At 43.2% G+C, this 23,430-nt stretch carries 19 protein-coding genes; 17 read left to right on the forward strand and 2 right to left on the reverse strand.

From position 1 onward, the window contains the following. The first annotated feature begins 49 nt into the window (after window positions 1–49). The 8 genes from J2T19_RS21920 (at window position 50) to J2T19_RS21955 (ending at window position 9,945) form a co-directional block, all read left to right on the forward strand. The gene (locus J2T19_RS21920; RefSeq protein WP_307219556.1) at window positions 50–343 is read left to right on the forward strand and encodes a hypothetical protein; all 294 of its coding nucleotides are present in this window, start codon (window positions 50–52) and stop codon (window positions 341–343) included. 151 nt (window positions 344–494) lie between these two features. Continuing rightward, complete coding sequence (locus J2T19_RS21925; protein WP_307219558.1) at window positions 495–1,787, forward strand: amidohydrolase; 1,293 nt, start codon at window positions 495–497, stop codon at window positions 1,785–1,787. A gap of 215 nt (window positions 1,788–2,002) precedes the next feature. Next, window positions 2,003–3,364, forward strand: coding sequence for a dockerin type I domain-containing protein (locus J2T19_RS21930; protein ID WP_307219560.1), 1,362 nt, complete (start codon window positions 2,003–2,005; stop codon window positions 3,362–3,364). Window positions 3,365–3,453: 89 nt separating this feature from the next. Continuing rightward, a complete protein-coding gene (locus J2T19_RS21935; RefSeq protein ID WP_307219563.1) occupies window positions 3,454–5,394 on the forward strand; it encodes an S-layer homology domain-containing protein in 1,941 nt (646 codons plus the stop codon). 441 nt (window positions 5,395–5,835) lie between these two features. Next, window positions 5,836–7,671, forward strand: coding sequence for a UbiD family decarboxylase (locus J2T19_RS21940; protein ID WP_307219565.1), 1,836 nt, complete (start codon window positions 5,836–5,838; stop codon window positions 7,669–7,671). Between the two features lie 292 nt (window positions 7,672–7,963). Next, the gene (locus J2T19_RS21945; protein WP_145048497.1) at window positions 7,964–9,052 is read left to right on the forward strand and encodes an HD-GYP domain-containing protein; all 1,089 of its coding nucleotides are present in this window, start codon (window positions 7,964–7,966) and stop codon (window positions 9,050–9,052) included. Window positions 9,053–9,253: 201 nt separating this feature from the next. Next, window positions 9,254–9,772 (forward strand): SRPBCC family protein, encoded by a 519-nt coding sequence (locus J2T19_RS21950; protein WP_307219568.1) that lies wholly within the window; start codon window positions 9,254–9,256, stop codon window positions 9,770–9,772. Between the two features lie 17 nt (window positions 9,773–9,789). After that, window positions 9,790–9,945, forward strand: coding sequence for a hypothetical protein (locus J2T19_RS21955; protein WP_186380949.1), 156 nt, complete (start codon window positions 9,790–9,792; stop codon window positions 9,943–9,945). Between the two features lie 36 nt (window positions 9,946–9,981). Here the strand turns inward: J2T19_RS21955 and J2T19_RS21960 are convergent, their stop codons facing one another. Next, window positions 9,982–11,205: an MFS transporter gene (locus tag J2T19_RS21960; RefSeq protein WP_307219571.1), complete on the reverse strand. Its 1,224-nt coding sequence runs from the start codon at window positions 11,203–11,205 to the stop codon at window positions 9,982–9,984. 219 nt (window positions 11,206–11,424) lie between these two features. Here J2T19_RS21960 and J2T19_RS21965 point away from each other — a divergent pair, with 219 nt between their 5' ends. Then, window positions 11,425–12,018: a TetR/AcrR family transcriptional regulator gene (locus tag J2T19_RS21965; protein ID WP_307219573.1), complete on the forward strand. Its 594-nt coding sequence runs from the start codon at window positions 11,425–11,427 to the stop codon at window positions 12,016–12,018. 182 nt (window positions 12,019–12,200) lie between these two features. After that, on the forward strand, window positions 12,201–12,464 hold the full coding sequence (locus tag J2T19_RS21970) for a hypothetical protein (RefSeq protein ID WP_307219575.1): 264 nt from the start codon (window positions 12,201–12,203) through the stop codon (window positions 12,462–12,464). Window positions 12,465–12,499: 35 nt separating this feature from the next. On the opposite strand, the gene J2T19_RS21975 is transcribed toward J2T19_RS21970, so the two are convergent. After that, window positions 12,500–13,534, reverse strand: a complete 1,035-nt coding sequence (locus J2T19_RS21975; RefSeq protein WP_307219577.1) for a LacI family DNA-binding transcriptional regulator — start codon at window positions 13,532–13,534, stop codon at window positions 12,500–12,502. A 367-nt stretch (window positions 13,535–13,901) separates the two neighbouring features. Here J2T19_RS21975 and J2T19_RS21980 point away from each other — a divergent pair, with 367 nt between their 5' ends. From J2T19_RS21980 to J2T19_RS22010, 7 genes are all read left to right on the forward strand, one after another. Further along, window positions 13,902–14,951: a 2,3-butanediol dehydrogenase gene (locus J2T19_RS21980; RefSeq protein ID WP_307219579.1), complete on the forward strand. Its 1,050-nt coding sequence runs from the start codon at window positions 13,902–13,904 to the stop codon at window positions 14,949–14,951. Window positions 14,952–15,189: 238 nt separating this feature from the next. Beyond that, window positions 15,190–16,509, forward strand: coding sequence for a hypothetical protein (locus J2T19_RS21985; protein ID WP_307219581.1), 1,320 nt, complete (start codon window positions 15,190–15,192; stop codon window positions 16,507–16,509). Window positions 16,510–17,124: 615 nt separating this feature from the next. Continuing rightward, the gene (nagZ, locus tag J2T19_RS21990; protein WP_307219583.1) at window positions 17,125–18,510 is read left to right on the forward strand and encodes a beta-N-acetylhexosaminidase; all 1,386 of its coding nucleotides are present in this window, start codon (window positions 17,125–17,127) and stop codon (window positions 18,508–18,510) included. A gap of 88 nt (window positions 18,511–18,598) precedes the next feature. Then, window positions 18,599–19,303, forward strand: a complete 705-nt coding sequence (locus J2T19_RS21995; RefSeq protein WP_307219586.1) for a response regulator transcription factor — start codon at window positions 18,599–18,601, stop codon at window positions 19,301–19,303. Then, window positions 19,300–20,283: a sensor histidine kinase gene (locus tag J2T19_RS22000; protein ID WP_307219588.1), complete on the forward strand. Its 984-nt coding sequence runs from the start codon at window positions 19,300–19,302 to the stop codon at window positions 20,281–20,283. The genes J2T19_RS21995 and J2T19_RS22000 overlap by 4 nt, the downstream gene beginning before the upstream one ends. A gap of 300 nt (window positions 20,284–20,583) precedes the next feature. Further along, window positions 20,584–21,354: an ABC transporter ATP-binding protein gene (locus tag J2T19_RS22005; RefSeq protein ID WP_145048517.1), complete on the forward strand. Its 771-nt coding sequence runs from the start codon at window positions 20,584–20,586 to the stop codon at window positions 21,352–21,354. Next, complete coding sequence (locus J2T19_RS22010) at window positions 21,329–23,284, forward strand: FtsX-like permease family protein (protein ID WP_307219590.1); 1,956 nt, start codon at window positions 21,329–21,331, stop codon at window positions 23,282–23,284. Before J2T19_RS22005 ends, J2T19_RS22010 begins: the two co-directional genes overlap by 26 nt. The last annotated feature ends 146 nt before the right edge of the window (window positions 23,285–23,430 follow it).

The following is a 23,430-nucleotide window of genomic DNA, read 5'->3' on the forward strand; positions in this document are numbered from 1 at the left end:
CGACTTCTGTTATCATAATTTCAAGATGATGCGAGGACGGAGGGAGATCATGAGCACGATTGCTGTATTACCTTATTACAAAATACAGAGAGAATTGACGGGTCTCGCACAGGAAATCGTATCCAGTGACCGTTCGATGATCCTATATGCGGACAAGATCGTAACTCAATATCGCGAGTTTAAAATTACAGAAGTGTTCGACATGTCCTTTCGTAGAATGGGGAATGAGGGTGGTTTCTTTTATCTGCATACAAGCACTGGGGTTTATCCATATATGGTCAAAATTGATCCCAAGCCCTTCATTCAGAAATTTCGGACAATGACATCTAAGCGATTAACCTAAGAAAAATCTTATCGGCTACTTCACACAAGACCGCAGAGTGAGGAATCGTCGATGATTGCTCGTATCCTATTTCTTCTTGACCTTCACGTTACGTCAAGGCTTATCCTCAGTTTGGAAGATCGAAAGCAAACGAAGAGGAGCTGTGTATAGAATGAGTATATTGATTCAGCAAGCAATGATTATGACGATGAACGATAATGATGCCCCCTTTATGGGGGATATTCGTGTTGAAGGAGATCGGATTGTTGAAATTGCGGCTCATATCACGAGTCAACCGGGAGATGAAGTGATTCATGGAAATGACATGCTCGCTATGCCTGGGTTAATAAATGCACATCAACATTCCCCAATGAGCTTATTACGCGGTTTCTCGGATGATCTGAAGCTTATGGACTGGTTAGATCGCAAAATGCTGCCTGCAGAAGCCAATATGACGCCAGAAGATATATACTGGGGGGCGCAGTTGTCCCATGCTGAGATGATAAGATCAGGCACAACGACGTATGCTGATATGTATGTACACATGAATGAGATCGCAGAGGCTGTGATGTTAACCGGGATTCGAGCTTCGTTAACACGTGGTATGGTGTTTATGGAGGATGATGGTGGGCGCAGGCTGCAGGAAGCCATTGATCTTGTACAGCGTTGGTCGGGTAAGGCGGAAGGACGAATCACAACCATGTATGGACCGCACTCCCCTTATACTTGTGCGCCGGAACCACTGCGGGATGTAATCGCCATGGCGGTAAAGGAAGATGTCCCCATCCATATTCATCTGGCTGAAACGAGCGAAGAAGTCGTTAAGATTCGGGAGAGATATGGGATGACCCCAACTGAATATCTTGAGAGTCTAGGCATGTTTGAGCAGGCACATGTACTATTAGCTCACGCTGTTCATCTGGATCGACAAGATGTTGAACGGTTAAAAGGAATGCGTGGAGGGGTATCTCATAACCCAGTGAGTAATCTGAAGCTTGGCTGCGGCATTGCCCCTATAACCGAAATGATGGCGCAAGGGATTCAAGTCGGACTTGGCACGGACGGGGCAGGAAGTGCGACCACGGTTGATATGTTCGAGGAAATCAAGGCAGCGACCTGGTTGCAAAAACTCAATTACGGTGATCCTACACGTTTACCTGCACGAAATGTACTACAGGTGGCTACCCGTGGAAGTGCAGGATTGTTAAATCTGGAAGAACAGGTGGGGGTATTGGAAGTAGGACGCAAAGCGGATATCATTTTAATAGATCTGTCAAAACCACATCTGCAACCTGTGCATAATCTGGAGTCCCTAGTGGCCTACAGTGTTAATGGTTCGGACGTAGATACAACCATTGTAAACGGTAAAATCCTGATGAAAGGCAGACAGTTGCTTACGATTGATGAAGAAATACTATTTCACGAGACTCGTACACGCGCTAAACGGATTGTTGAAGGAATCTAAAAGAAATACTGAAAAAAATAAATTTAATGGTAATAAATACCTTTTATAGAATATGAATTATAAATTATGCGTCTCGAACATACTGTTCGCGGCGCTTTTTGTCGTTGTTAGTTGGAAAATGTAGAAATTTGATGTTCAGAATTGGTCCAGAATTACTTACTATACTGAGCTTAAAGTTGTTCAAATTCGAAGGTTAATCAAGGAGGAACATGAGCGTGAAGGGGAAAACAGACAAAAAAACACTTGCTCCGTTGATGAGAAAAAGCATGTTAACTGTGCTTGGGTTGAGCATTGCTATACCGTTAGGTGGATCGATCCCTCAGGCTACGGCCGATGCCGGCCATGAGCAGGTTTTTATTAAAGGGCCTGTTTTGAACGATAGAATCGTATGGTTAAACAATTCATCAGATAACTTGGATACAGGATTGACAGATATTTGGGTTAATCATTCAGAGGTTTCTATTGACCTAAGTCAACACTTTCCAATTAATTATTTTAAGGATTTATCTGCGAGTTCAGATAATCCTCAAGTCGCACAGGCTTATGTATCAAGTAATCGACTGTATGTAGTCCCATCTAAGACGGGAACTGTGAATATTAAGTTGACTGCAAGACATGCCGTGTCTGATGAAGAGGTTTCGGACTATATTAGACTTTATGTTAATAAGCAAGGCGATGTTAACAATGACGGAAAAGTAAATTCAACAGATGTGGTTGAAATTCTTCGTTACATCCGGAATGAAATGGTACAACGCTCTAGTATCTCCAACCTAAAACTTAACAGGTTAGACGTGGATCGGGATGGAGAAGTGCAATGGTCAGACGCACGTATCTTGATGGAAAAATATACGATCAAGCAGTTAGGTGCGGAGAATAAAAATGTTGTGTTGACATTTGAACAGGCGACTGATGCTCCTTATGCACTAAACGGGAAAATCATGGGTGACATGAACGTAGGAAGTGTATTGACGAGTAGTTTCGAGTATTATGATTTTGATAATCCTACCGATACGCCAGGAAACTCCATTTATCAATGGTACCGGTCATCCGATGCTGAAGGGTTGAATAAAATAGCAATTTCACAAGCGACCACTAGGGATTATACAATTACGTCAGAGGACGAGAACAAGTATCTCTTTTTAGAGATTACACCGTTTACTTCATTTGGTAGACAAGGGAATAAACTGCTTATCCCAGCCTCGGGGGCTGTAAATGCAGAAGAAGATATTGTAAGCTTGTCTCCTGCCAATGAATCTATCCAAGTGAAAATGAATGATGATTTAGTCGTCACATATAAACGTCCAATATTCAGTACAGAACTCGGTGGTTCGATTGTCATTAAAGAATGGCCTTCCGGTGAAAATGCAGTTATCTATACGGAACCTTTTGGATTCTCAATCCAAGGAAATCAATTATCGATACATCCAACAAACTTGGAGCCGGATACCCAATATTCGGTCGAGATTCCAAATGATTTAGTACTTATTGGTGATGAAGACAATCATGACTCAGCTAAAGGTACCGGAACTGAGGATGGGATGAAATCGTGGGTTTTTAAAACTGAAGTCCCCCGTTAACAACTAAAATGTTTTCACTACTAATAAATAATCACGGAGGTTATCATATGGGTCATCCGAATAAAAAGCGTGTTAGAGTCAAGAGAACAATGTCTAATTTAATCGCTTTATCGCTCCTTTCATCACTTGCATTGCCGAGTATCGCAGGAGCAGCACCATCAGAGACGTTTAAGATCCAAATTGATAATGTCAGCGTACAAGTAGGACAGTCGGTTCATGTACCTGTAACTTTGAAAAAACCAGAACGCAATGAGGTAACCAGTTACAATATGCAGGTTGACTATGATTCAACTGCTTTGGAAATTGTTCGCATCACCCCGAAATATGGAAATAATGAGTTTCCTGGCTGTGCAGAGGACACAGAAGGTTGCTTCCAGTATTTTTATGATAATCAATCCGGTTTTTTAAGAATTATCTGGGCAGATTTTACGGCTGGAGATCACAATATTTCATCTGAACAGCAACTATTTGATATCGAGTTTAAAGCCAAAGCCAATGCAACATCGGGAATCAAACAACTTAATATAAAAGATGATTCCGAGCATTGGAACTTTACCAATTCGATCTACGAACAGCCTGCTCAATGGTCCGGAGGGGCAATTACGATTACAGGTGGAGGCTCATCTGGTGGTGGGAATTCGGGCACGCCTACACCAACTAACCCATCTACACCGTCCAACCCATCTACACCACCTTCATCGTCTTCAGGTGGAACACCTTCTACAACTACAACAACGCCAACAGCCACGACGACTCCTACAACACCTGCAGTAACCAAAGGTGTGGATATTTATGTCAATGGACAGAAACAGGAGCAGTCGGCAACAGCTTCAACAGTGACGAATGGCAAACAGGTAACGACTACTGTAAAGGTGGATAATGACAAAGTTATTACTCAAATCGGCAGTGGACTAAGATCGGTTATGCTCCCAATTACCGGCACAGGTGCTGACAGAGTAGTTGGTGAACTGAATGGTAAGTTGGTTAAGGCGATGGTCGGAAAGGATGCAGAAGTTGTCCTCCAAACGGATTTTGGTACCTACACACTTCCAGCGAACCAGCTGCAAATTGATCGACTTGCGTCTGAACTGGGAGCGGGCACTTCGCTGGAGAATATCGTAATTCAGCTGACGGTTTCTAAAAGCTCTGAAACAACTAAAGCCACTGTGGAAGCTGCTGCAGCCAAACAAAGTAACACTAGCATCGTTGGTTCACCTATCGACTTTGAAGTTAGAGCAACTGTAGGCGAGAAGCAAGTTCAAGTGAATCAGTTCGACACGTATGTAGAACGTACCATTACACTACCAGATGATATTGACCCTACCAAAATCACGACCGGTGTAGTGCTGCTATCTGATGGAAGCGTGTTACATGTACCTACCAAAGTAAGCAATACAGACGGTCACTACTCGGCTGTTATTAACAGTCTGACCAATAACACATACGCATTAGTTTATCATCAGGCCACATTTGACGATATCGCATCACATTGGAGTCGTAACGATGTGGAGGATCTTGCGTCCCGGATGATTATCCAGGGAACATCAGAGGGTACTTTTGCGCCAGATCGCAGCATTACACGTGCAGAGTTCACGGCTGTTCTTCTGCGTAGTCTTGGACTGCATACTCCAAAAGGAACAGAAGCGATTGCATTCTCGGATGTTTCGGGGAGTAGTTGGTATGCGGATGAAGTACAGACAGCAGTTTCCTATGGGCTAGTGAACGGATATTCAGATGATAGCTTCCGTCCAAGTGGTGTTATTACACGTGCAGAAGCGTTAACGATCATATCTCGTGCCATGAATCTAGTGGAATTGGAGCAAGCTTCTTCATCTGAGACGGCTGCTCTGTTGAATTCCTATACCGATGGAAATAACGTACAGACGTGGGCTGCAGATCCGGTGGCATCAGCCATTAAACAAGGTTTGGTAGAAGGCAGTGACGGCAAATTAATGGCGAATTCATCCATTAGTCGTTCTCAAACCGTAGCTATTGTCAAACGCCTATTGAGCAAGGCAGGGCTTATCTAAGTGAGATAATATATTCAATATACTTAATAGAATCCAAAACGAGTGCTCGTCCCGATAGGGGCGAGGCTTTTTTTGTTCCGATCTAGTAAGGAGCCACAGTTACACCGTTGCCCAATCATATTGCGTTTGTCGAAGCAGCAGGACATCTGATAATATAGAGTAGGTGAATCATATTCACAATTCACATCTCTTATGAGTTATTTGTATGGAAAGAGATAGATAGAATTATTCCGATGAATATCTAGCCCTGGCTTAAAGCAACTAGTGGAACTATTGAATGGTTTAAGCATAAGCATGGAAAGCTTTGTACTGAGGCCGCTCAAAGAAAATAGTGCATACAGGCTTGTGTCAGGTACATGTCTGCTAATGTATGTGAATAGTTGAACATAACAATACGTATATAATCCTATTTGAGAATCTATTGAAGAATGGAGCCGTCCGATGAAATATCGCAATATGGAAGATTGTATTAACGATCTGGAACAGCATGGACATCTGATTCGTGTGAAGGAAGAGGTTGATCCGGATCTAGAGATGGCAGCGATTCATATGAAAGTGTTTGAAGCTCAAGGGCCTGCGTTGTTATTTGAACAGGTAAAAGGTTCTAAGTTCCGGGCGCTTTCCAACCTTTTTGGCAACATGGAACGTAGTAAATTTCTATTCCGTGAGACGCTTGAAGGTGTGCAACGTGTCATGGAGGTAAGGGGAGACCCGATGAAAGCCTTGAAAAGGCCTTTTGCCCATATGGGGACAGCTCTCGCTGCTTGGCAAGCGTTGCCTAAGCAAAAATCGATTAGCTTGCCGGTGTCTGCTCAGGAGATTCAAATCTCGGATTTGCCATTGATTAAGCATTGGCCGATGGATGGAGGCGCATTTGTTACGTTGCCGCAAGTCTATTCGGAGGATCCAGACAAACCAGGCATTATGAACTCCAACTTAGGCATGTACCGTGTACAGCTTAGTGGTAATGAGTATGACATGAACAAGGAGATCGGATTGCATTACCAGATTCATCGGGGAATCGGTGTGCATCAGGCGAAAGCAGTCAAAAAGGGTGAGCCGTTAAAAGTTAGTATTTTCATCGGTGGACCACCTGCACATACGTTATCTGCTGTAATGCCGCTGCCCGAAGGACTCAGTGAGATGACCTTTGCCGGACTGCTTGCCGGACGTCGTTTCCGGTATAGTTACAAGGATGGTTATTGTATCAGTAACGATGCTGATTTTGTTATTACAGGAGATATTTATCCTGGGGAAACGAAACCGGAAGGACCATTCGGTGACCATCTCGGATACTACAGTCTTACGCATGAGTTCCCGTTAATGAGAGTGCACAAGGTGTATGCCAAACCGAATGCAATTTGGCCATTTACTGTCGTTGGTCGTCCGCCGCAGGAGGACACGGCATTTGGTGACTTGATTCACGAAATAACAGGTGACGCAATCAAGCAGGAGATTCCAGGTGTGAAAGAAGTACATGCGGTCGATGCTGCGGGTGTACACCCGCTCTTGTTTGCAATCGGAAGTGAGCGTTATACACCGTACCAAGTGGTCAAACAACCAACAGAGCTACTGACCATCGCTAACCGCATTCTGGGTACAGGACAGCTTAGTTTAGCGAAGTATCTATTTATTACAGCTGAGGATCAACAACCGCTAAGCACCCATCGGGAGGTTGAGTTCCTGACTTATATCTTAGAGCGGTTAAATCTGAAGAGAGATATCCATTTCTATACGAATACAACAATGGATACACTCGATTATTCGGGCACGGGCTTGAATAGCGGGAGCAAGGTTGTTTTTGCAGCTTATGGAGATCGAGTTAGAGAGTTATGCAAGGAAGTGCCTGAGACATTCAAGGGAATCCGTGGCTATGACAATCCTCAGCTGGTCATGCCGGGAATTGTGTCCATGCAGACGTCGCCGTTCATTAGTTATGAAGATACTGCGAAGGAAATGAACGCATTTACGGCAATGTTGAAGGAAAAAGGGGATATGTCTTCGACTCCGATGATTATTCTGTGCGACGATAGCACATTCATCAGCGAGAACCTCAGTAATTTCTTATGGGCAACATTTACTCGCAGCAATCCATCCCATGATATGTATGGGGTTAACAGCGGCTATGAGAACAAGCACTGGGGCTGTGACCAGATCATTATTGATGCACGTGTGAAGCCACATCAAGCTCCGCCACTCATTGCTGATCCAGCGGTAGAGAAAAGAATAGAACGCTTATTTGCCAAAGGTGGCAGCCTGGCTTCCATTAAAATCTAATCAACATAATTGAACTCGATGAGCAGTCCAAACACTTCATTTGGGCTGTTTTTCACATACATAAATGAAGGCGCTTAACATTATATAGGCAATTCACTGTGAATTAGCATTTTTAGCGTAATGCGCATGAGAATAAAGTCTTAGTTATTCGTGTTTCCCGTTGTGATTAAGGTCATAAGAACTATGGATAAAATGGTCGAAAAACTCGATATAAAGAAGTAGAGGGATTTTTGGAACCCATGTTACGTGGGAGCCGTTGACTATAAATGAAACATTCAGGGGGAATACCGAGTTGAGAATCCATATTATGAACCTGCAAGACGGGGATCGTCTGACTGCTGACACGTTTAGCGATGCAGGATTACACGTTTTGGGTCAAGGGACTGTACTAAAAAGTGAGGATATTACCTTACTGATGCAGCACCGTGTGGACTATGTGGATATCGAACCACGCGAGGAAGAAATTACGGAAGCTGAATTTTTTGCAGCCGCTGCGGTACATTCGACTAGAATGAATGGAGATATACCTCCCGAAGAAGAAATGAAATCGCAATTTGTGCAAACCGTACATAATTATCAATCTGCTTTTCTTGAGGCGCTCACTGTGGGGAAATTTAACGCCACGATGGTAGACGATGCGCTACAGCCAATGGTTGAAGGTTTGGATGAGCAAAAGGACGTTGTTCACTTGCTGATGATGCTAGAGCGGGACGATGTAAATAACTATACACATTCCATTCAAGTTGGATTGTTGTCCTTCTATATGGCTACCTGGTTGGGATATTCCCCTAAGGAATGTTATCAAATAAGCCGCGGGGGATATCTGCACGATATCGGAAAATGCAAAGTATCTCATCGCATCCGGAATAAAACGGAACCTTTAACACCAGATGAGCAGTTAGAGTATCAGCGCCACACCATCTATGGGCATGATATTATTAAGAGCTCCATGAGAGATGAGGCAACAGCCCTTGTTGCACTCCAACATCATGAACGTGAAGATGGCTCAGGATATCCAATGCAGATCAAGAAAGACGAGATACACCCATATACCCAAATCGTCTCCGTGGCGGATGTTTACATCAGTATGAGATCTGGGGATTTCGGAAGTAGTAATCCTAACTTGATCAACAATCTTCGCGATATTTATTCCATGGGCTTCGGTAAATTGAATGAAAAGCCCGTTCAGGCGTTAATGCAGCATCTACTGCCTAACTTTATTGGTAAACAAGTGTTACTTAGCAATGGGGAGAAGGGGGTTATTGTTATGAATAATCCATCTGATATCTTCAAGCCATTGATTAAAGTGGAATCAGAGCAGTACCGCGACCTGTCCAAGGAACGTAGTCTCTCGATCGACGACTTAATTATTAACAGCTAGTTTCAGCAAAATTAGAAATGATAGATAAGAAGTTGAAAGAGTCTCCTGTACGATCGGGAGGCTTTTTTTGGCATCATATATCATCATTACATTGTTCTTCCAATCGAGGAACGGTATACTTTCCCTGAACCCTATGATTCTATCAACGAAGTTCATCCTCATTCAGTGTATTATTGTGAACATCCAAAAGGGGAGATCTACTTGATTCAAGTTGTAACGGAGATAACCATTAACGCGCCAATTGAACGATGCTTCGATGCTGCTCGTGACATTAGTTTACATACGCAGACCGTATGGGCACATACCCGTGAACAAGCAGTTTCGGGGGTGACTACAGGTCTTATTGGGGATGGAGATACGGTAACTTTCGAAGCGACACATTTAGGAGTACGTCAGAGATTAACCTCTGAGATTGCCGAGTATGAGCGTCCCTATCGCTTTGTTGACCAGATGCTGAACGGCGCCTTCAAAAGTATGCGTCATGAACACAGCTTCACCCAGCTGGATAATCACACTACACGTATGACCGATACGCTTAAATTTGAAGCGCCTCTTGGTGTTCTGGGTTGGATTGCTGAACGAATTGTATTGAAACGATATATGACGGCATTCTTAGAGAGTCGAAATCGGAAGTTGAAGATCATTGTGGAGTCAGGTTATGTCAGACCTGTCTATAATGACAATAGTCAAAATGTGAATATACAGACAAATAAAAAGTAACTAAGGAGCGATCTTTTATGGAAAATGGATATTTTGTCGGCTGGGGAACACTTGCCTTAATCAATGCTGGACTTGCACAAGGGAAAAACAGAAGTGGTTTAAACTGGTTCCTGCTCTCCCTGTTGCTTGGTCCGTTAGCAACGCTATTTCTCGTTTTATCGAGTAAATATTAGACGCCGAGTAGTCAGTCAAGATAAAGTGTATTACTTTTAACCATGAGCGGCTTGCTTTGTTGCGAAACGGTCCCAGATCCAAAATGCAAGAGCAGCGGCGCTAACCCCTGCACCTAACCAGCATACACCGATCCAGCCTGTTAAGGCGTACATCTGCGTAGAAGCGATGGAACCCACGGCACTTCCAATGGAATAAAAGATCATATACGCAGCAGTTAAACGGCTCTGTGCCTCAGGACGTACTGCATAAATCAGACTTTGATTCGTTACATGTACGGCTTGCACGGATAGGTCAAGAAGAATTACACCTACGATCAGAAACCCTAGGGATTGATGGATATAGCTAATAGGCAGCCAGGATGCAAGCAAAATAAGTAGCGAGACTCCAGTGGTCTTTTGCCCAAGACCTCGGTCTGCGAGCTTACCAGCCCGTGTAGCTGCAAGTGCACCGGCTACACCCGCAAGCCCGAATGCGCCAATCGCCGTGTGGGAAAGGTTGAACGGTGAATCGCTTAGAGGCAAAACCATGGAAGTCCACAATATACTAAAGGCTGTGAATACAAGCATGGCTAGCACTCCGCGTACACGTAAGATGCGCATGTCACGATACAATTGAAGGACAGACAACAGCAACGTGCCATAGCGAAGTGTCGCTTTGATGGATTGCTGTTTGGGCATGATCAAGCTCATAGCAACCACTCCCAGCAAGGTTAAACTGGCAGAGACGAGATAGACTGATCGCCACCCGAGCCAGTCGTTTAACACGCCGGCAACTGTTCGAGCCAACAAAATACCAATAACAATTCCGCTCGTAACCAAACCTACAATGTACCCGCGCTCCGAAGGGGAGGCAAGGGAAGCCGCAGAGGCAACGAGAGTTTGTGTAACGACAGCCAGCAGGCCTACGATGGCCATGCCAATAAATAAAACAGAGCTTGACCCAGCTGTTCCAACAACAACTAAAGCGAGTATAGATAGGGACATTTGCACGATGATTAGTTTTCGTCGATTCAGAAGATCTCCTAAAGGTACCAGTAACAACAAACCTATGGCATAACAGATTTGCGTTACTGTAACTACAATGCCTATGGAAGAAGTCGTGATGTTAAACTCTTGAGCCATGGAATCGAGTAGAGGCTGAGCATAGTAGATGTTTGCGACAGCAAGCCCGCTGCATAATGCAAATAATAATGCGACCATTCGGGAGATACCAGGTTGTTTTTGTGAGGTGAGCTGAATTAGTTGAGCTGAGGTATTCATAAAAGACTCCTTTTTGAGATAGTAAAGTATGTATTTAACACAATGTACCGATCGATACATAATTATTACGTAAAACATACTCCACATTTCAGGAGGAAGTCAATTCATTTATTATTTTACTGTGGATCGAACTAGACATAACGATAACCTTGTTTGACATGTACTACAGTGAAAGATATATTTTATTTGTACCTAACGATATAAAAAAGGGGTGTTGAAATGGCAAGACAGCGGGAATTTGATCTCGATCGAGCGCTTGACGCTGCAATGCATATTTTTTGGGATAAAGGATACGAGGCTGCGTCACTTCGTGACCTTACAACAGGCATGGGGATTCAGCGCCCTAGCTTATATGCTGCGTTTGGGGATAAGAAGGAATTGTTTGAAACGGCACTGCGCAGGTATACAACCCAGCATGCAGCGAAAGTTCGGGGGATGCTCCAACAGGGAGAGAGTGTGATAGAAGCGTTTCGGAGACTCTTTGAGCATATTGGGTCTGAGGGGGACGTTACTGATCCTCGGCATGGTTGCTTTTGCATTAATACGATGGTTGAACTCGCGCCTCATGATCCCAAGTTTGCGGTTCTGACACGTGAGCATCAGATGTATCTGGCAGTGCTTTTTCAGGAGTTGATTGAGCGCGGTCAGTGTTCCGGGGAGATCTCCAGTCATCTACATGCCACTTCCATTGCACAGTCACTCGTTGTTTCGATGATTGGGTTGACCGTCATGATGAAATCAGCACCTGATCGTTCATTTGTCGAGCAAAGTATTGAGGCCACATTATTATGTTTGAAGAGTAACGGGGTCTAAACTCAGACTGCGCTTATATAAGGGAGATTCCGATGTCTTATGCAGAAATGAAGAAAAACCACACCCAAAAATGGAATAATATGAAACCATATTGTATAAATAAACGTAAATATATACATAGACACTCGGTATATTTGTCAAACGAATCAATAGAGTAACTACATAGCAGAGGGAGTGGTAAGATGCAGGTGGTCTGGCAACGAAGTCTTCTTGTTGCGTATTATTTGATCTGGGTTCTAGCACTTGCTACAGGCAAAATAGGATTACTATCATTTGTATTAATGACATTTTTCATACTTGCTTTCTATGCAATCGTTGTTTCATTATCTACTACTGACCAATTTGAAGTAGATCAGTTTGTATACAAATTACGTGCAGTGATCCAAGTGACGGTAGCCGTAATCCTGACAAGCCTGCTCGTTAAATTAATATTCCTGTTCGTGTGAGAGTCGGAAGCATATTCCGACTCTTTGTTCTGTGGTTATCTTTTATGAGGATCGGTAGTACGAATCATGGCAAGACTGGATTCTCGCACGATTAGACGTGGTTCAAATTGAATATGTTCATAATCCTCGGTATGGCGGTCTCGAATTCGTTTTAATAGCAATTCAGTCGCTAGTCTAGCAACCTCTTCACCCATAATGGAAACAGAACTAATCTGCGGCGATGTGACTGTAGTCCATTGGTTATTATCTACACCTACAACAGCAACATCCTCTGGTACACAAACTCCTAGCTCTTTGAAGCGATTCACAAGGCCAATGGCAACCATGTCATTAATGGCGTACACCGCATCCGGCATATGAGTTAATCCATAGAAATAGTCTGCCGCATTGGCTCCTGTGTTCAATGAGAAGTCTTCCCCGAAGTATACGAGAGAGATATCGACTTGCCCAAGTGCCTGTTCGTAAGCTCGATAACGTTCCTCAATAATATCTTTGGGTGCTCCGGCATATGCGATTCGTGTCCGACCGATCTTGATCAGATGCTCCATCACGAGCTTTCCTTCTGGCTTGGACAGTGAAACGATATCTGCTTTCATACCTGGTTCGAGTTTTTTGCCATAATTAATCAGAGAAATAGGCAGTGGAGCCTTATCAATAAGATTTGGCAAGGTTTTCGGATAGGCGAGTGGCATGAATATAAGTCCGTCAACATGCAGTTTTTTGATCGTGCGAATCGTTTCTAGCTCTGTGCGTGCATTACCGGCGGTATTAATCTGAACAACATGGTAGCCGTGCTGCTTCGCTGTTTGTTCAACCGACCAAGATATTTCAGGAATGATTGCGTTGCGAATATCAGGCACAACGAGTGCAATCTGATTCGTCTGACGAATCTTCAGACTTTGTGCAGACGTATTCGGAACAAATCCTAATTCTTCAATAGCTTGCATGATCCGATCTCTCGTCTTGCTGCTGATGCCTTCGGAGTTGTTTATCGCTCTGGATACCGTCGCAATACCTACACCTGCGTGTTCGGCGACATCCTTAATCGTGACTTTTTGATCTTTACCCATGATGATATGACCTCACTTTAATTAACGGAAACGATTCCTAATATAGGATCAATAAACGATATTTTTTGCCTACTTTATGATTATATCACTTGTACGTAGGTTGCAATACATGCTTGCAGAGACGCTATGCTAAAAAATGGATTCCATCCTGGTATAGCTAATGGGATAGCTGATTGAAAAACAGCCTAATAGTCATGGATTAGTTGCCGATACCTAAGATGTGGGTTAAATTAAAACGCAAAAAAAATCATGGAATCGACATATTTCTGGGCAAATATGTTTGACAGCGTATTTAAACTATGACATATTTAACTACGGAAACGTTTCCGATTATAATTTATACTTTATCATCTAGGAGATGAACAAAATGAAAGCACTACGTTGGCATGGTGTCAAAGATTTACGTCTCGAAAAAATTGAGGAACCTCGTCCTAACCAAGGACAGGTAAAAATAAAAGTAGAATGGTGCGGAATTTGTGGTAGTGATCTGCACGAATATACGGCTGGGCCTATTTTTATACCTGCTCAAGCACCGCATCCGCTAACAGGGGAACAAGCTCCTATCGTTATGGGGCATGAGTTCTCAGGACAAGTTGTTGAAGTGGGTGAAGGAGTAACCCGTTTCCAAGCTGGAGATCGGGTAGTGGTTGAACCCATCTATGCATGTGGTCATTGTGAAGCATGTAAACAAGGTAGATATAACCTTTGCGATCAAATGGGCTTCTTGGGTCTTGCGGGTGGGGGTGGAGGGTTCTCCGAATATGTGACTGCGGCCGAGAACATGGTCCATTCCATTCCAGATGCGATTTCCTATGAGCAAGGGGCTTTAGTAGAACCTTCCGCTGTTGCTCTGCACGCGGTTCGTCAGAGTAAACTAAAAGTTGGGGATACTGCCGCTGTGTTCGGCGCAGGTCCGATTGGGCTATTGGTGATTGAAGCTCTCAAAGCATCGGGTGCCTCCGATATATATGTAGTGGAGTTATCAGCTGAACGCAAGGCAAAAGCTGAAGAACTTGGTGCGATTGTGATCGATCCTACCGAGTATGATGTGGTGACCGAGATTCATTCACGCACAGCAGGCGGAGTCCACGTAGCGTACGAAGTAACGGGAGTTCCGAAGGTACTTCAACAAGCTATGGACACGACTCGAATTGGTGGGGAATTGATGATTGTTAGCATTTTTGAACAGGAAGCACCGATTCAGCCTAACTCTATCGTAATGAAAGAACGCACAGTGAACGGGATTATTGGCTACCGTGATGTATTCCCAGCGGTGATCAGTCTGATGGAGAAGGGCTTCTTCCCAGCAGATAAACTGGTTACGAAGCGAATTTCACTTGATGAAGTCGTCGATCATGGTTTTGAAGCATTATTAAAGGAGAAGAATCAGGTGAAAATTCTAGTCAAGGCCGAATAATATAGAAGAAGAGTGCTCTTAGCCTTCATCCTAGGTAGCTTCTAATAAGTACAATTTCAGTTTCTGCTCAATGCACCAGATAAACGGCGTATAGACAACCCATCAGAATGTGGTTGTCTATTTTTTTGCACAAAACGGGCGAAATTTGTTGCGTAGGTGTATACTGCTACATAAAATACAAAGATACAATTTGTATCGTCGCAAATGAAGATATTTAAATATGAAGGAGGAAGAGGATATGCAGAGTGGAACGAAGTGGACGGCTCTTATTCTGTCTGTTGTAGCAGGTGTAGGTGGAATGATTATCGGCAACGCTAAATTGAAAAATAATAGTCCCACAAGTGTACAACCAAGAGGTGAACGTGCCGTTACCAATGCAATAAGCAGAACGACAGATGTTGTAATGTCTACTGATGTAACCGCTGTGGTTGAGCCCCTAGGTAAACCTTTCAAGAAAGCACCGTATGCTAATAATGTCTGGGATCTGCAGCTCTATAGGGGAAAGATTTACATGGGACATGGGAACAGCAGCAACGAAGGGGTAGCCCCTAACGCTGGTCCAATCCCTATCATCTATTATGATACGATAAGTTCTACCTTCCAGACGCAGACGGTGAGCAGCAGTAATCCGGGAATTCTGCCTACGACGAAGATGTTCGTAGATGAAGAGCAGATAGATATATACAAAGTGCTTGATGGTAAGTTATTTATCCCAGGTAATGATTCGGATGGAGAGAGCTGGGGGTTAGGTAACTTCTATCGGTTGGACGGCGAGATCTGGACGAAATATCGTAATTTACCGCTTGGCGTACATGTGTATGACCTAGCCTCATATCGAGGTAAGTTGTTTGCTGCCTTGGGCACAGAAGATAAACCGACGGTTCTCATTTCACATGACCAAGGAGAGAGCTGGCAGCACTACGGAACAATTAATACGTATGGGTATAGAGCGTATACGTTGTTCCAAATCGGTGGCAAGTTATATGCATCAGGCATGATGTATCCGGCGAACAATATTTGGGGAGATAGAACCTATATTCTAGAGATTAATACAAATCTTCAAAAGAGAGATGTTGTTATCTATGGAAGTAGAATGTTGCCTGGTCTAACGTATCAACTTGGAACAACTCCTTACAATCGAATAGGGAAGAATGTAAACTTCGATAACAAATTGTTGTATATCGCAGGTCAGGTCTTCAATGATGGACAATTGACGCCAAGATCATTAAATGTTATGACAGCGATTAATCAAGCACGACGTGTTATTTTGCCGGATACTGCTGCACTGCCAACTGACGTACTCGCGCGTGAGGGCAAGGCGTATGTGCTGACGTATACTAGACAAAATTTGAACTATATTAATCGTGTATATGAGACGACGGATCTAGTGACGTGGACTGAAATTCTTTCTTTTGAACAGGATACGTATGCGAGGTCGTTTGAGGAGAGTGAAGGAGACTTTTACTTTGGCCTCGGAACTGATCCAGACGTACTTTCTGCTTCTTCAGGTAAATTGCTTCGAGTGAGACGCGACAATATCGCTATCAATTCTAATTAAATCATTAAAAGGGATATTATGGATTATATAATATGCTTCATCCACATTATTGGTTACGGAAGAACAGCCGATAATCCAAACAGCGAGCAGATATATTACAGCAGATCTACGTAAGATGGACACATTGCTGTGAAGTCTGCTCTATTTTTTATTCCAAAAAAATAGCAATCAACAAGCATAAAAGCATAAACGAAAGACCAAGAACCAAGAAGAATACTAATAAAAACCCCAATAAACACCAATGATCACGAGTGAAAAATAATAAAATCCGACAAACAAACAAACAAACAAAACAAACCCCAAAAAGAGGATTTATAACCTCCTATAATAATAATTTCAACATATGAAAAATTCACAATAGAAAATCATATTCTCCCCGCACCTACTTTCCTGCTTAATCTTCCTTCGCACACGCGCATTGAAAAAATACAAAATAGTACCATACCTCATCTGGTATGCCAAGCTTTTTTTTGTGGTAATTCGTTCTTGGACAACCTATTTAAATCGTTGGCACGATTTCTGTCCACGGTATTTTGAAAATGGTACACCTTATGATAAGGTTATGCCTGAAAAGCAATGCAGTACATACTACTTATCTAGGGAGGATGAACATCCTTGAATCACAGTAAATCACACTCCAACACCATACTCACACATCTAGCCAAACGATATATGTTATTGCTAATCATCAGCTTATGTGTGCTATTAACCGCTTGCGGACAAACGAATACATCGGCTACCTCACCAGAATCGAATTCAGGAACTAGCGATAACGCATCACCTTCGCCTGAACCAAATAACAATCCGAATAATGGAGAGGGAAATGGAGCGGGCTCGGACACAGACGAGGAAACACAGACTGAATCTGATCAAGTGACTCCATCGCAGGAGGAACAAGACCCGGTGAAAGAACAGCTTAGCCAACTGTCATTAGAAGAGAAGATTGGGCAGATGATTCTCGCTGGAGTACAGGGTACGGAGCTTGATGATCAAGGCAAGAAAATGATCTCCGATCAAAAGGTAGGCGGCATTATCTTCTATGCCAATAACGTTACCACTCTTGATGCTACAGCTAAGTTTATACAATCCATTAAGCATGCCAATCGTTCCAATCCAGTACCAATCTTCATGAGTGTGGATCAAGAGGGTGGCAAAGTGAGCCGTATGCCCGATTCTGTGGAGTCCATTCCTTCGAATCGTACAGTTGGAGACACCAATCAGGCCAAGCTGGCAGAAACGATGGGTCAATTATTAGCGAGACAAGTAAAACTCGTTGGCTTTAATCTTGATTTTGCTCCAGTGCTTGATGTGAACAGTAATCCGAAGAACCCGGTTATCGGTGATCGTAGCTTCGGTAGTTCTGCAGATCTTGTCGCTAAGATGGGTGTGGCGGAGATGAAGGGGCTGCGCAGTGAAGTCGTCATTCCCGTCGTGAAACATTTTCCTGGTCATGGGGATACGTCCGTAGATTCTCATCTGGATCTGCCGGTGGTGAACAAAACGTTGAAACAACTTGCAGAGCTTGAATGGATTCCATTCCAAGCGGCCGTGAAAGAACAAGCAGAAGCCGTTATGGTAGCACATATTCTGTTCCCTAAACTTGATCCAGATCATCCAGCTTCCTTGTCAGATGTCATCATCGGTGAACACTTGCGAGGCAAATTCGGCTATGATGGAGTAGTAATCACAGACGATCTCAGCATGGGTGCAATTGCCAAGAATTATAAGCTGAACGAAGCTGCAATAACGACGGTACAGGCAGGAAGCGATATATTACTTGTAGCTCATAGTTATGAGAGTGCGAAAACGATCTTTGATACACTTTTGAATGCAGTACGAAATGGTAAAATTTCAGAGTCCCGAATTGATGAGAGTGTATATCGGATTCTATCACTGAAGCAACACTATAAACTTTCGGATGAACAGCAAGCTTCTGGCAACCTGAAGCAATTGAATACGGATATCAAGGATTGGCGCAATGAGATTCATGTGCAGAAGTGAAGCTAAGCATTAGATAAGGAAAGGGCAGTGATCGCAATAAACCCTTTCCTATTTATATTTTGATTTCTGGTTAGAGGTGATGCGCAATATGTATACGGTATTAATTATTGAAGATGATCCCAAGATCGCTGGTCTGCTGAAATCTCATATTGAGCGATATGGAGATAGAGCAGTCATTGTTGAGGATTTTGAACTGGTTCTACAGCAGTTTGAGCTGCTCCAACCTCATGTTGTCCTAATGGATATTAACTTACCGAGTTATGACGGATACTACTGGTGTCGACAGATACGTTCACTCTCGACTTGTCCAATCCTGTTCATCTCTGCGCGGAGTGGCAAGATGGATCAAGTGATGGCACTAGAGAATGGTGCTGACGATTATATTACGAAGCCTTTCGAGCATGAGATTGTAATGGCTAAGATTCGAAGCCAGCTTCGACGAGTGTATGGGGATTATGCTACTCGCCATGAGGAACGTAAAGTGGAGTTGCATGGTTTAACGATTTTCTTGGAGAGTATGGAAATGCAGTTGGGTGAACAGAAGGTACAATTGACGAAAAAGGAGACGATATTGCTCGAAACGTTATTGCGTCGTAGTCCGAAATTAGTCAGTCGAGAGACAATATTAGAAAAGTTATGGGACGACTCCTTCGTAGATGATAACACGCTTAGCGTCAATGTCACTCGTGTGCGCAAGCGTTTGAATGAGATCGGTATTACAGACGCCTTGGAAACGGTGCGTGGATCAGGTTATCGGCTGAATAGTAATTGGAAAGACATCGCACGCACATGAAATTATTCATTAAAGAACATATTGCGTTAACCTGTTGGGTAGTTGGGATGTTATTCACTGTAGTGGCGGTATTCTGGTACGATGGTTATGATCACGGGTTAACCGCAACCTATGCTGTTTTTCTAGGTCTCATTGTGTATATCAGTTATTTAACGTATCGTTATATGTCTCATCGTGCATTTTACACTCGGCTGTCTCAGCCAATGGATTCGTTAAAAGAGTTCGTTCCGCTTACTGCATCGGTGCCTTTGTCAGCCGCATTGGCCAAATTGCTAGATTCGCAATATAGTCATTATCATACGGATTTGCACCGAATGGAGAAGCGTAAGCAGGAATACGTGACGTTCATGAACCAATGGATTCATCAGATGAAAACTCCGCTGTCTGTCATCGAATTAACAATTCAGGATCATGAGGATGATGATCCGCGTCTCAGAAGTATTCGGGAGGAAGCGGATCAGATGAGACGCAGTCTGGAGAATGTTCTATATGTTGCTCGTCTAGAAACATTTGAACAGGATTTTACGGTAGAACCTGTATCACTTAAAGCGGCGGGAGAAGCTGCGATTCACGAGTTAAAGCGCTTCTTTATTCGCAATCATGTCTATCCCGAAATGCAGATGGATCCATCTATTGTGGTACAATCCGATGCCAAATGGATAAGGTTCGTTCTCGTTCAGCTATTGTCCAATGCCATTCAGTATTCCACGGGCAATGGGCAGAAGATATATGTACGAGCTTACGAGCTTGAAAGTTCAATTATGCTTGAAGTACAAGATCATGGGGTGGGCATTCCCACATCGGATCTTAAACGGGTGTTCCAGCCTTTCTTTACAGGAGAGAATGGCCGACATTTCAAAGAATCCACGGGAATGGGGCTATATATCGTAAAAGAAGTGTTGACCCAGATGAATCATCAGATTGAATTGCAGTCCGTTCAAGGAGAAGGCACAACCGTGAAGATTAGATTTAATACATGAAGCTATGGAATTTCATATACTGAAGTTCATATCAGAACTAAAAACTATGTGTGAAATGAGAAGACGTCCGAAACTCTATGAGAGGAAACGGCGTCTTTCTGTTTTATTTTCTGAATGAGACGATATTGAGCCGTAACCTTACATTATTGTCATGTAGATGAAAGGTTAAGCCATAGGAGAAAAACAGCGATTCAGATAGACTGAATGTATAAGTTGAAAGAAAGAGCTATGGAATGGAATGAACATTCAACATGCTTAATCCAACGTAATGAGATACAGGTTAAGAGGAGTGATTATCTGATGGAAATATGTTCAGTGCAACAGATTAGCAAAATTTATAAAGGAATTGTCTCACATGAAGCATTATCAGGTATCGATTTAAGTATTCAAGAAGGCGAGTTTGTAGGTATCATGGGGCCATCGGGTAGTGGGAAAACAACGCTGCTGAACATGATCTCCACGATTGATCATCCAACATCAGGGGAGCTTCGGATCGCAGGGCAGAACCCGTTCCAACTAGGGCACGACGAGCTCGCATTGTTCAGGCGTAGACAGTTGGGATTTGTTTTTCAATCCTTCAATTTGTTGAACACCCTGACCGTGAAGGAGAATATTGTATTGCCACTCACGCTGGATGGCGTTGCGCTTCATGAGATGAATGAAAGAGTGGAGCGACTTGCAGAGAAGCTGGGAATCACAGCAATTCTGGATAAGCGCACATATGAAATTTCTGGTGGTCAAGCACAGCGGACAGCAATTGCGCGAGCACTTATCCATGCACCCAAGCTGATTCTGGCTGATGAGCCGACAGGGAATCTAGATTCTAAGGCTGCCCGTGACGTCATGGAAATGTTAGAACAGCGCAATCGGGAGGATCAAGCGACAATGTTACTGGTTACTCATGATGCTGTGGCGGCGAGTTACTGCAGTCGGGTTGTATTTATTAAAGATGGCAAGTTGTACAACGAAATACATTACGGCGATAATCGAGCGGCTTTTTACCAAAAGATTATTAATGTTTTATCCCTAATGGGAGGGTCAGGACATGAATTTTCGCCAGTTCGCTATTAATAATGTCGTTCGGAACAAAAGAATCTATCTCGCTCATTTCCTGAGCAGTACATTCTCTGTCATGATCTTTTTTATCTATGCCTTGTTATTATTTCACCCCGATCTGAGCGAGGGGTTGAAGGGCTCAAGTGAAACGGTCACATCGCTTGCCAATCAAGGATTTGTTATTGCTGAGTTTATTATATTTATCTTTTCATTTCTATTTTTGCTATACTCCGTGGGTTCATTTCTCAAGACACGTAAAAAGGAATTTGGTATCTTCCTGATCCTAGGCATGACGCGCAAGCAGATGAACCGACTTTTATTTATGGAGAACATGTGTATCGGCCTTGCCGCTATAATTACGGGAATCACGCTGGGGATGATCTTCGGCAAATTGATTTTGCTCATCTGTAGCTCCATGTTAGCTGTGGAAAATGGTTTGCCGTTCTATTTACCGTTGAAAGGTATTGCACTTACGATGGGCGCATTTCTGTTGCTCTTCGTGGTTATCGCCATGTCATCATCGTTGCTCATTCGCAAAGGTACGCTAATTGAGCTTGTCAAATCAGAGGAAAAACCAAAACCAGAGCCAAAGGCTTCCCGATTGCAGGCATGGTTAGCCGTAGTTTTCATTGCTGGAGGGTATGCGGGTGTCTTCACTTTTGTCTGGGGATCGTATTCATTTCCGATATTGTTTGGAAGTGTCTTACTGGTCATTGTAGGTACGTACTTCCTATTTACACAACTTAGTGTGTATCTTATTCGTGCCCTCAAGCGTAATCAACGACTATTTTTCCGTAAAACGAATTTGCTGTTCCTATCGGAGCTTACCTATCGAATGAAAGATAATGCCATTATGTTCTTTATGGTAAGTGTGATTTCAGCTTCATCTTTCACAGGGATCGGTACCATGTTAGCGATTGCTGATCCTGGTTTGTCGTCCATGACGAATCCATATGCATTCACATACATGAATTCATGGAATACTGAAGTGGCTGAGAAGCAGCTTAGGAAGATTGAGGAAACCTTAATTGAACATGAAGTACCTTATGTTCGAGGTAGCTATGAACCACTTTATGAGAACAATAACGGCAATCTAATCAAGTTAAGTCAATACAATTATTTAGCAAAAGCACTTGGTTACGAAGCGAGGGAGCTAAAGCCGGATGAGGCGTTTTTAACACCAGGCAATCTTACGGAGCGTAAAAAGTTGCGTGCACAGATGGATTCAGGCTTCTCACCAACGGAAATGAATCTAGAGGTGGAAGAGCAGCATGAACAGGTTCGATTAACTGCTCCAGGTACCGAGATCGTTATTCCTGTAGATTATGAAATGAATCTGTATGTCGTTTCTGATGAGTTGTTTGAGAAGATCAAGCACGCTTACTTTGAGCAAGCGGAATTGGACGAAACGTTCTACTCCAACCGCACAACCCAATTTGTCGTTACCGATTGGATGGGCACACGTAGCTTCGCGCCTGAACTCATTGAATCTCTTAGATCAGAGCCGCTGGAGCACGGTTACTTCTCGGTTAGCGCTCTTGTTGTAGATTGGCTGAATTCGAAGCAGACGAATGGGATCATTCTTATCCTGAGCGGCTTGATAGGCATCGTGTTCTTTACTTTTGCTGCAAGCTTCACGTATTTCCGTCTTTACGCTGATCTGGAGCGGGATGAAGAGCAGTACCGTATGATTGGCAAAATGGGATTAAGTCGCCCAGAGCTTCGCCGAATGGTCACACGTCAACTATTACTGATGTTTTTCCTGCCCATTCTGGTTGCGATCATTCACAGCTCCGTCGCTTTTATCGCATTGCAGCAATTAGTTGATTTCTCCGTCATGGGGTATACACTTCGAATTTTCTTGGTGTTCTCCTCCATGCAAGTGCTATATTTTGTACTTGTACGCTGGCGTTATCTACGCAACATGTATACGAAGTTGTCCTAGGGCTTGTTATAAACCTTACTTAAGGACATCTTTCATTGCTTAACGTATACGCACATATTTGTAACATCTTTTCAACTAACACCAGGCCTGCGCTTGGTGTTGGTTGACTTTCATAAGCAAAGCGAAGTACTATTTTCTTAGATACA

This window comes from Paenibacillus tundrae, from assembly GCF_030812775.1.
Lineage (GTDB): Bacteria > Bacillota > Bacilli > Paenibacillales > Paenibacillaceae > Paenibacillus > Paenibacillus tundrae_A.

Coding starts and splice junctions, on each gene's coding strand:
- J2T19_RS21920 (WP_307219556.1), top strand. CDS start 50: ATGAGCACGATTGCTGTATTACCTTATTACAAAATACAGAGAGAATTG.
- J2T19_RS21925 (WP_307219558.1), top strand. CDS start 495: ATGAGTATATTGATTCAGCAAGCAATGATTATGACGATGAACGATAAT.
- J2T19_RS21935 (WP_307219563.1), top strand. CDS start 3,454: ATGTCTAATTTAATCGCTTTATCGCTCCTTTCATCACTTGCATTGCCG.
- J2T19_RS21940 (WP_307219565.1), top strand. CDS start 5,836: ATGAAATATCGCAATATGGAAGATTGTATTAACGATCTGGAACAGCAT.
- J2T19_RS21955 (WP_186380949.1), top strand. CDS start 9,790: ATGGAAAATGGATATTTTGTCGGCTGGGGAACACTTGCCTTAATCAAT.
- J2T19_RS21960 (WP_307219571.1), bottom strand. CDS start 11,205: ATGAATACCTCAGCTCAACTAATTCAGCTCACCTCACAAAAACAACCT.
- J2T19_RS21965 (WP_307219573.1), top strand. CDS start 11,425: ATGGCAAGACAGCGGGAATTTGATCTCGATCGAGCGCTTGACGCTGCA.
- J2T19_RS21970 (WP_307219575.1), top strand. CDS start 12,201: ATGCAGGTGGTCTGGCAACGAAGTCTTCTTGTTGCGTATTATTTGATC.
- J2T19_RS21975 (WP_307219577.1), bottom strand. CDS start 13,534: ATGGGTAAAGATCAAAAAGTCACGATTAAGGATGTCGCCGAACACGCA.
- J2T19_RS21980 (WP_307219579.1), top strand. CDS start 13,902: ATGAAAGCACTACGTTGGCATGGTGTCAAAGATTTACGTCTCGAAAAA.
- J2T19_RS21985 (WP_307219581.1), top strand. CDS start 15,190: ATGCAGAGTGGAACGAAGTGGACGGCTCTTATTCTGTCTGTTGTAGCA.
- J2T19_RS21995 (WP_307219586.1), top strand. CDS start 18,599: ATGTATACGGTATTAATTATTGAAGATGATCCCAAGATCGCTGGTCTG.
- J2T19_RS22000 (WP_307219588.1), top strand. CDS start 19,300: ATGAAATTATTCATTAAAGAACATATTGCGTTAACCTGTTGGGTAGTT.
- J2T19_RS22005 (WP_145048517.1), top strand. CDS start 20,584: ATGGAAATATGTTCAGTGCAACAGATTAGCAAAATTTATAAAGGAATT.
- J2T19_RS22010 (WP_307219590.1), top strand. CDS start 21,329: ATGAATTTTCGCCAGTTCGCTATTAATAATGTCGTTCGGAACAAAAGA.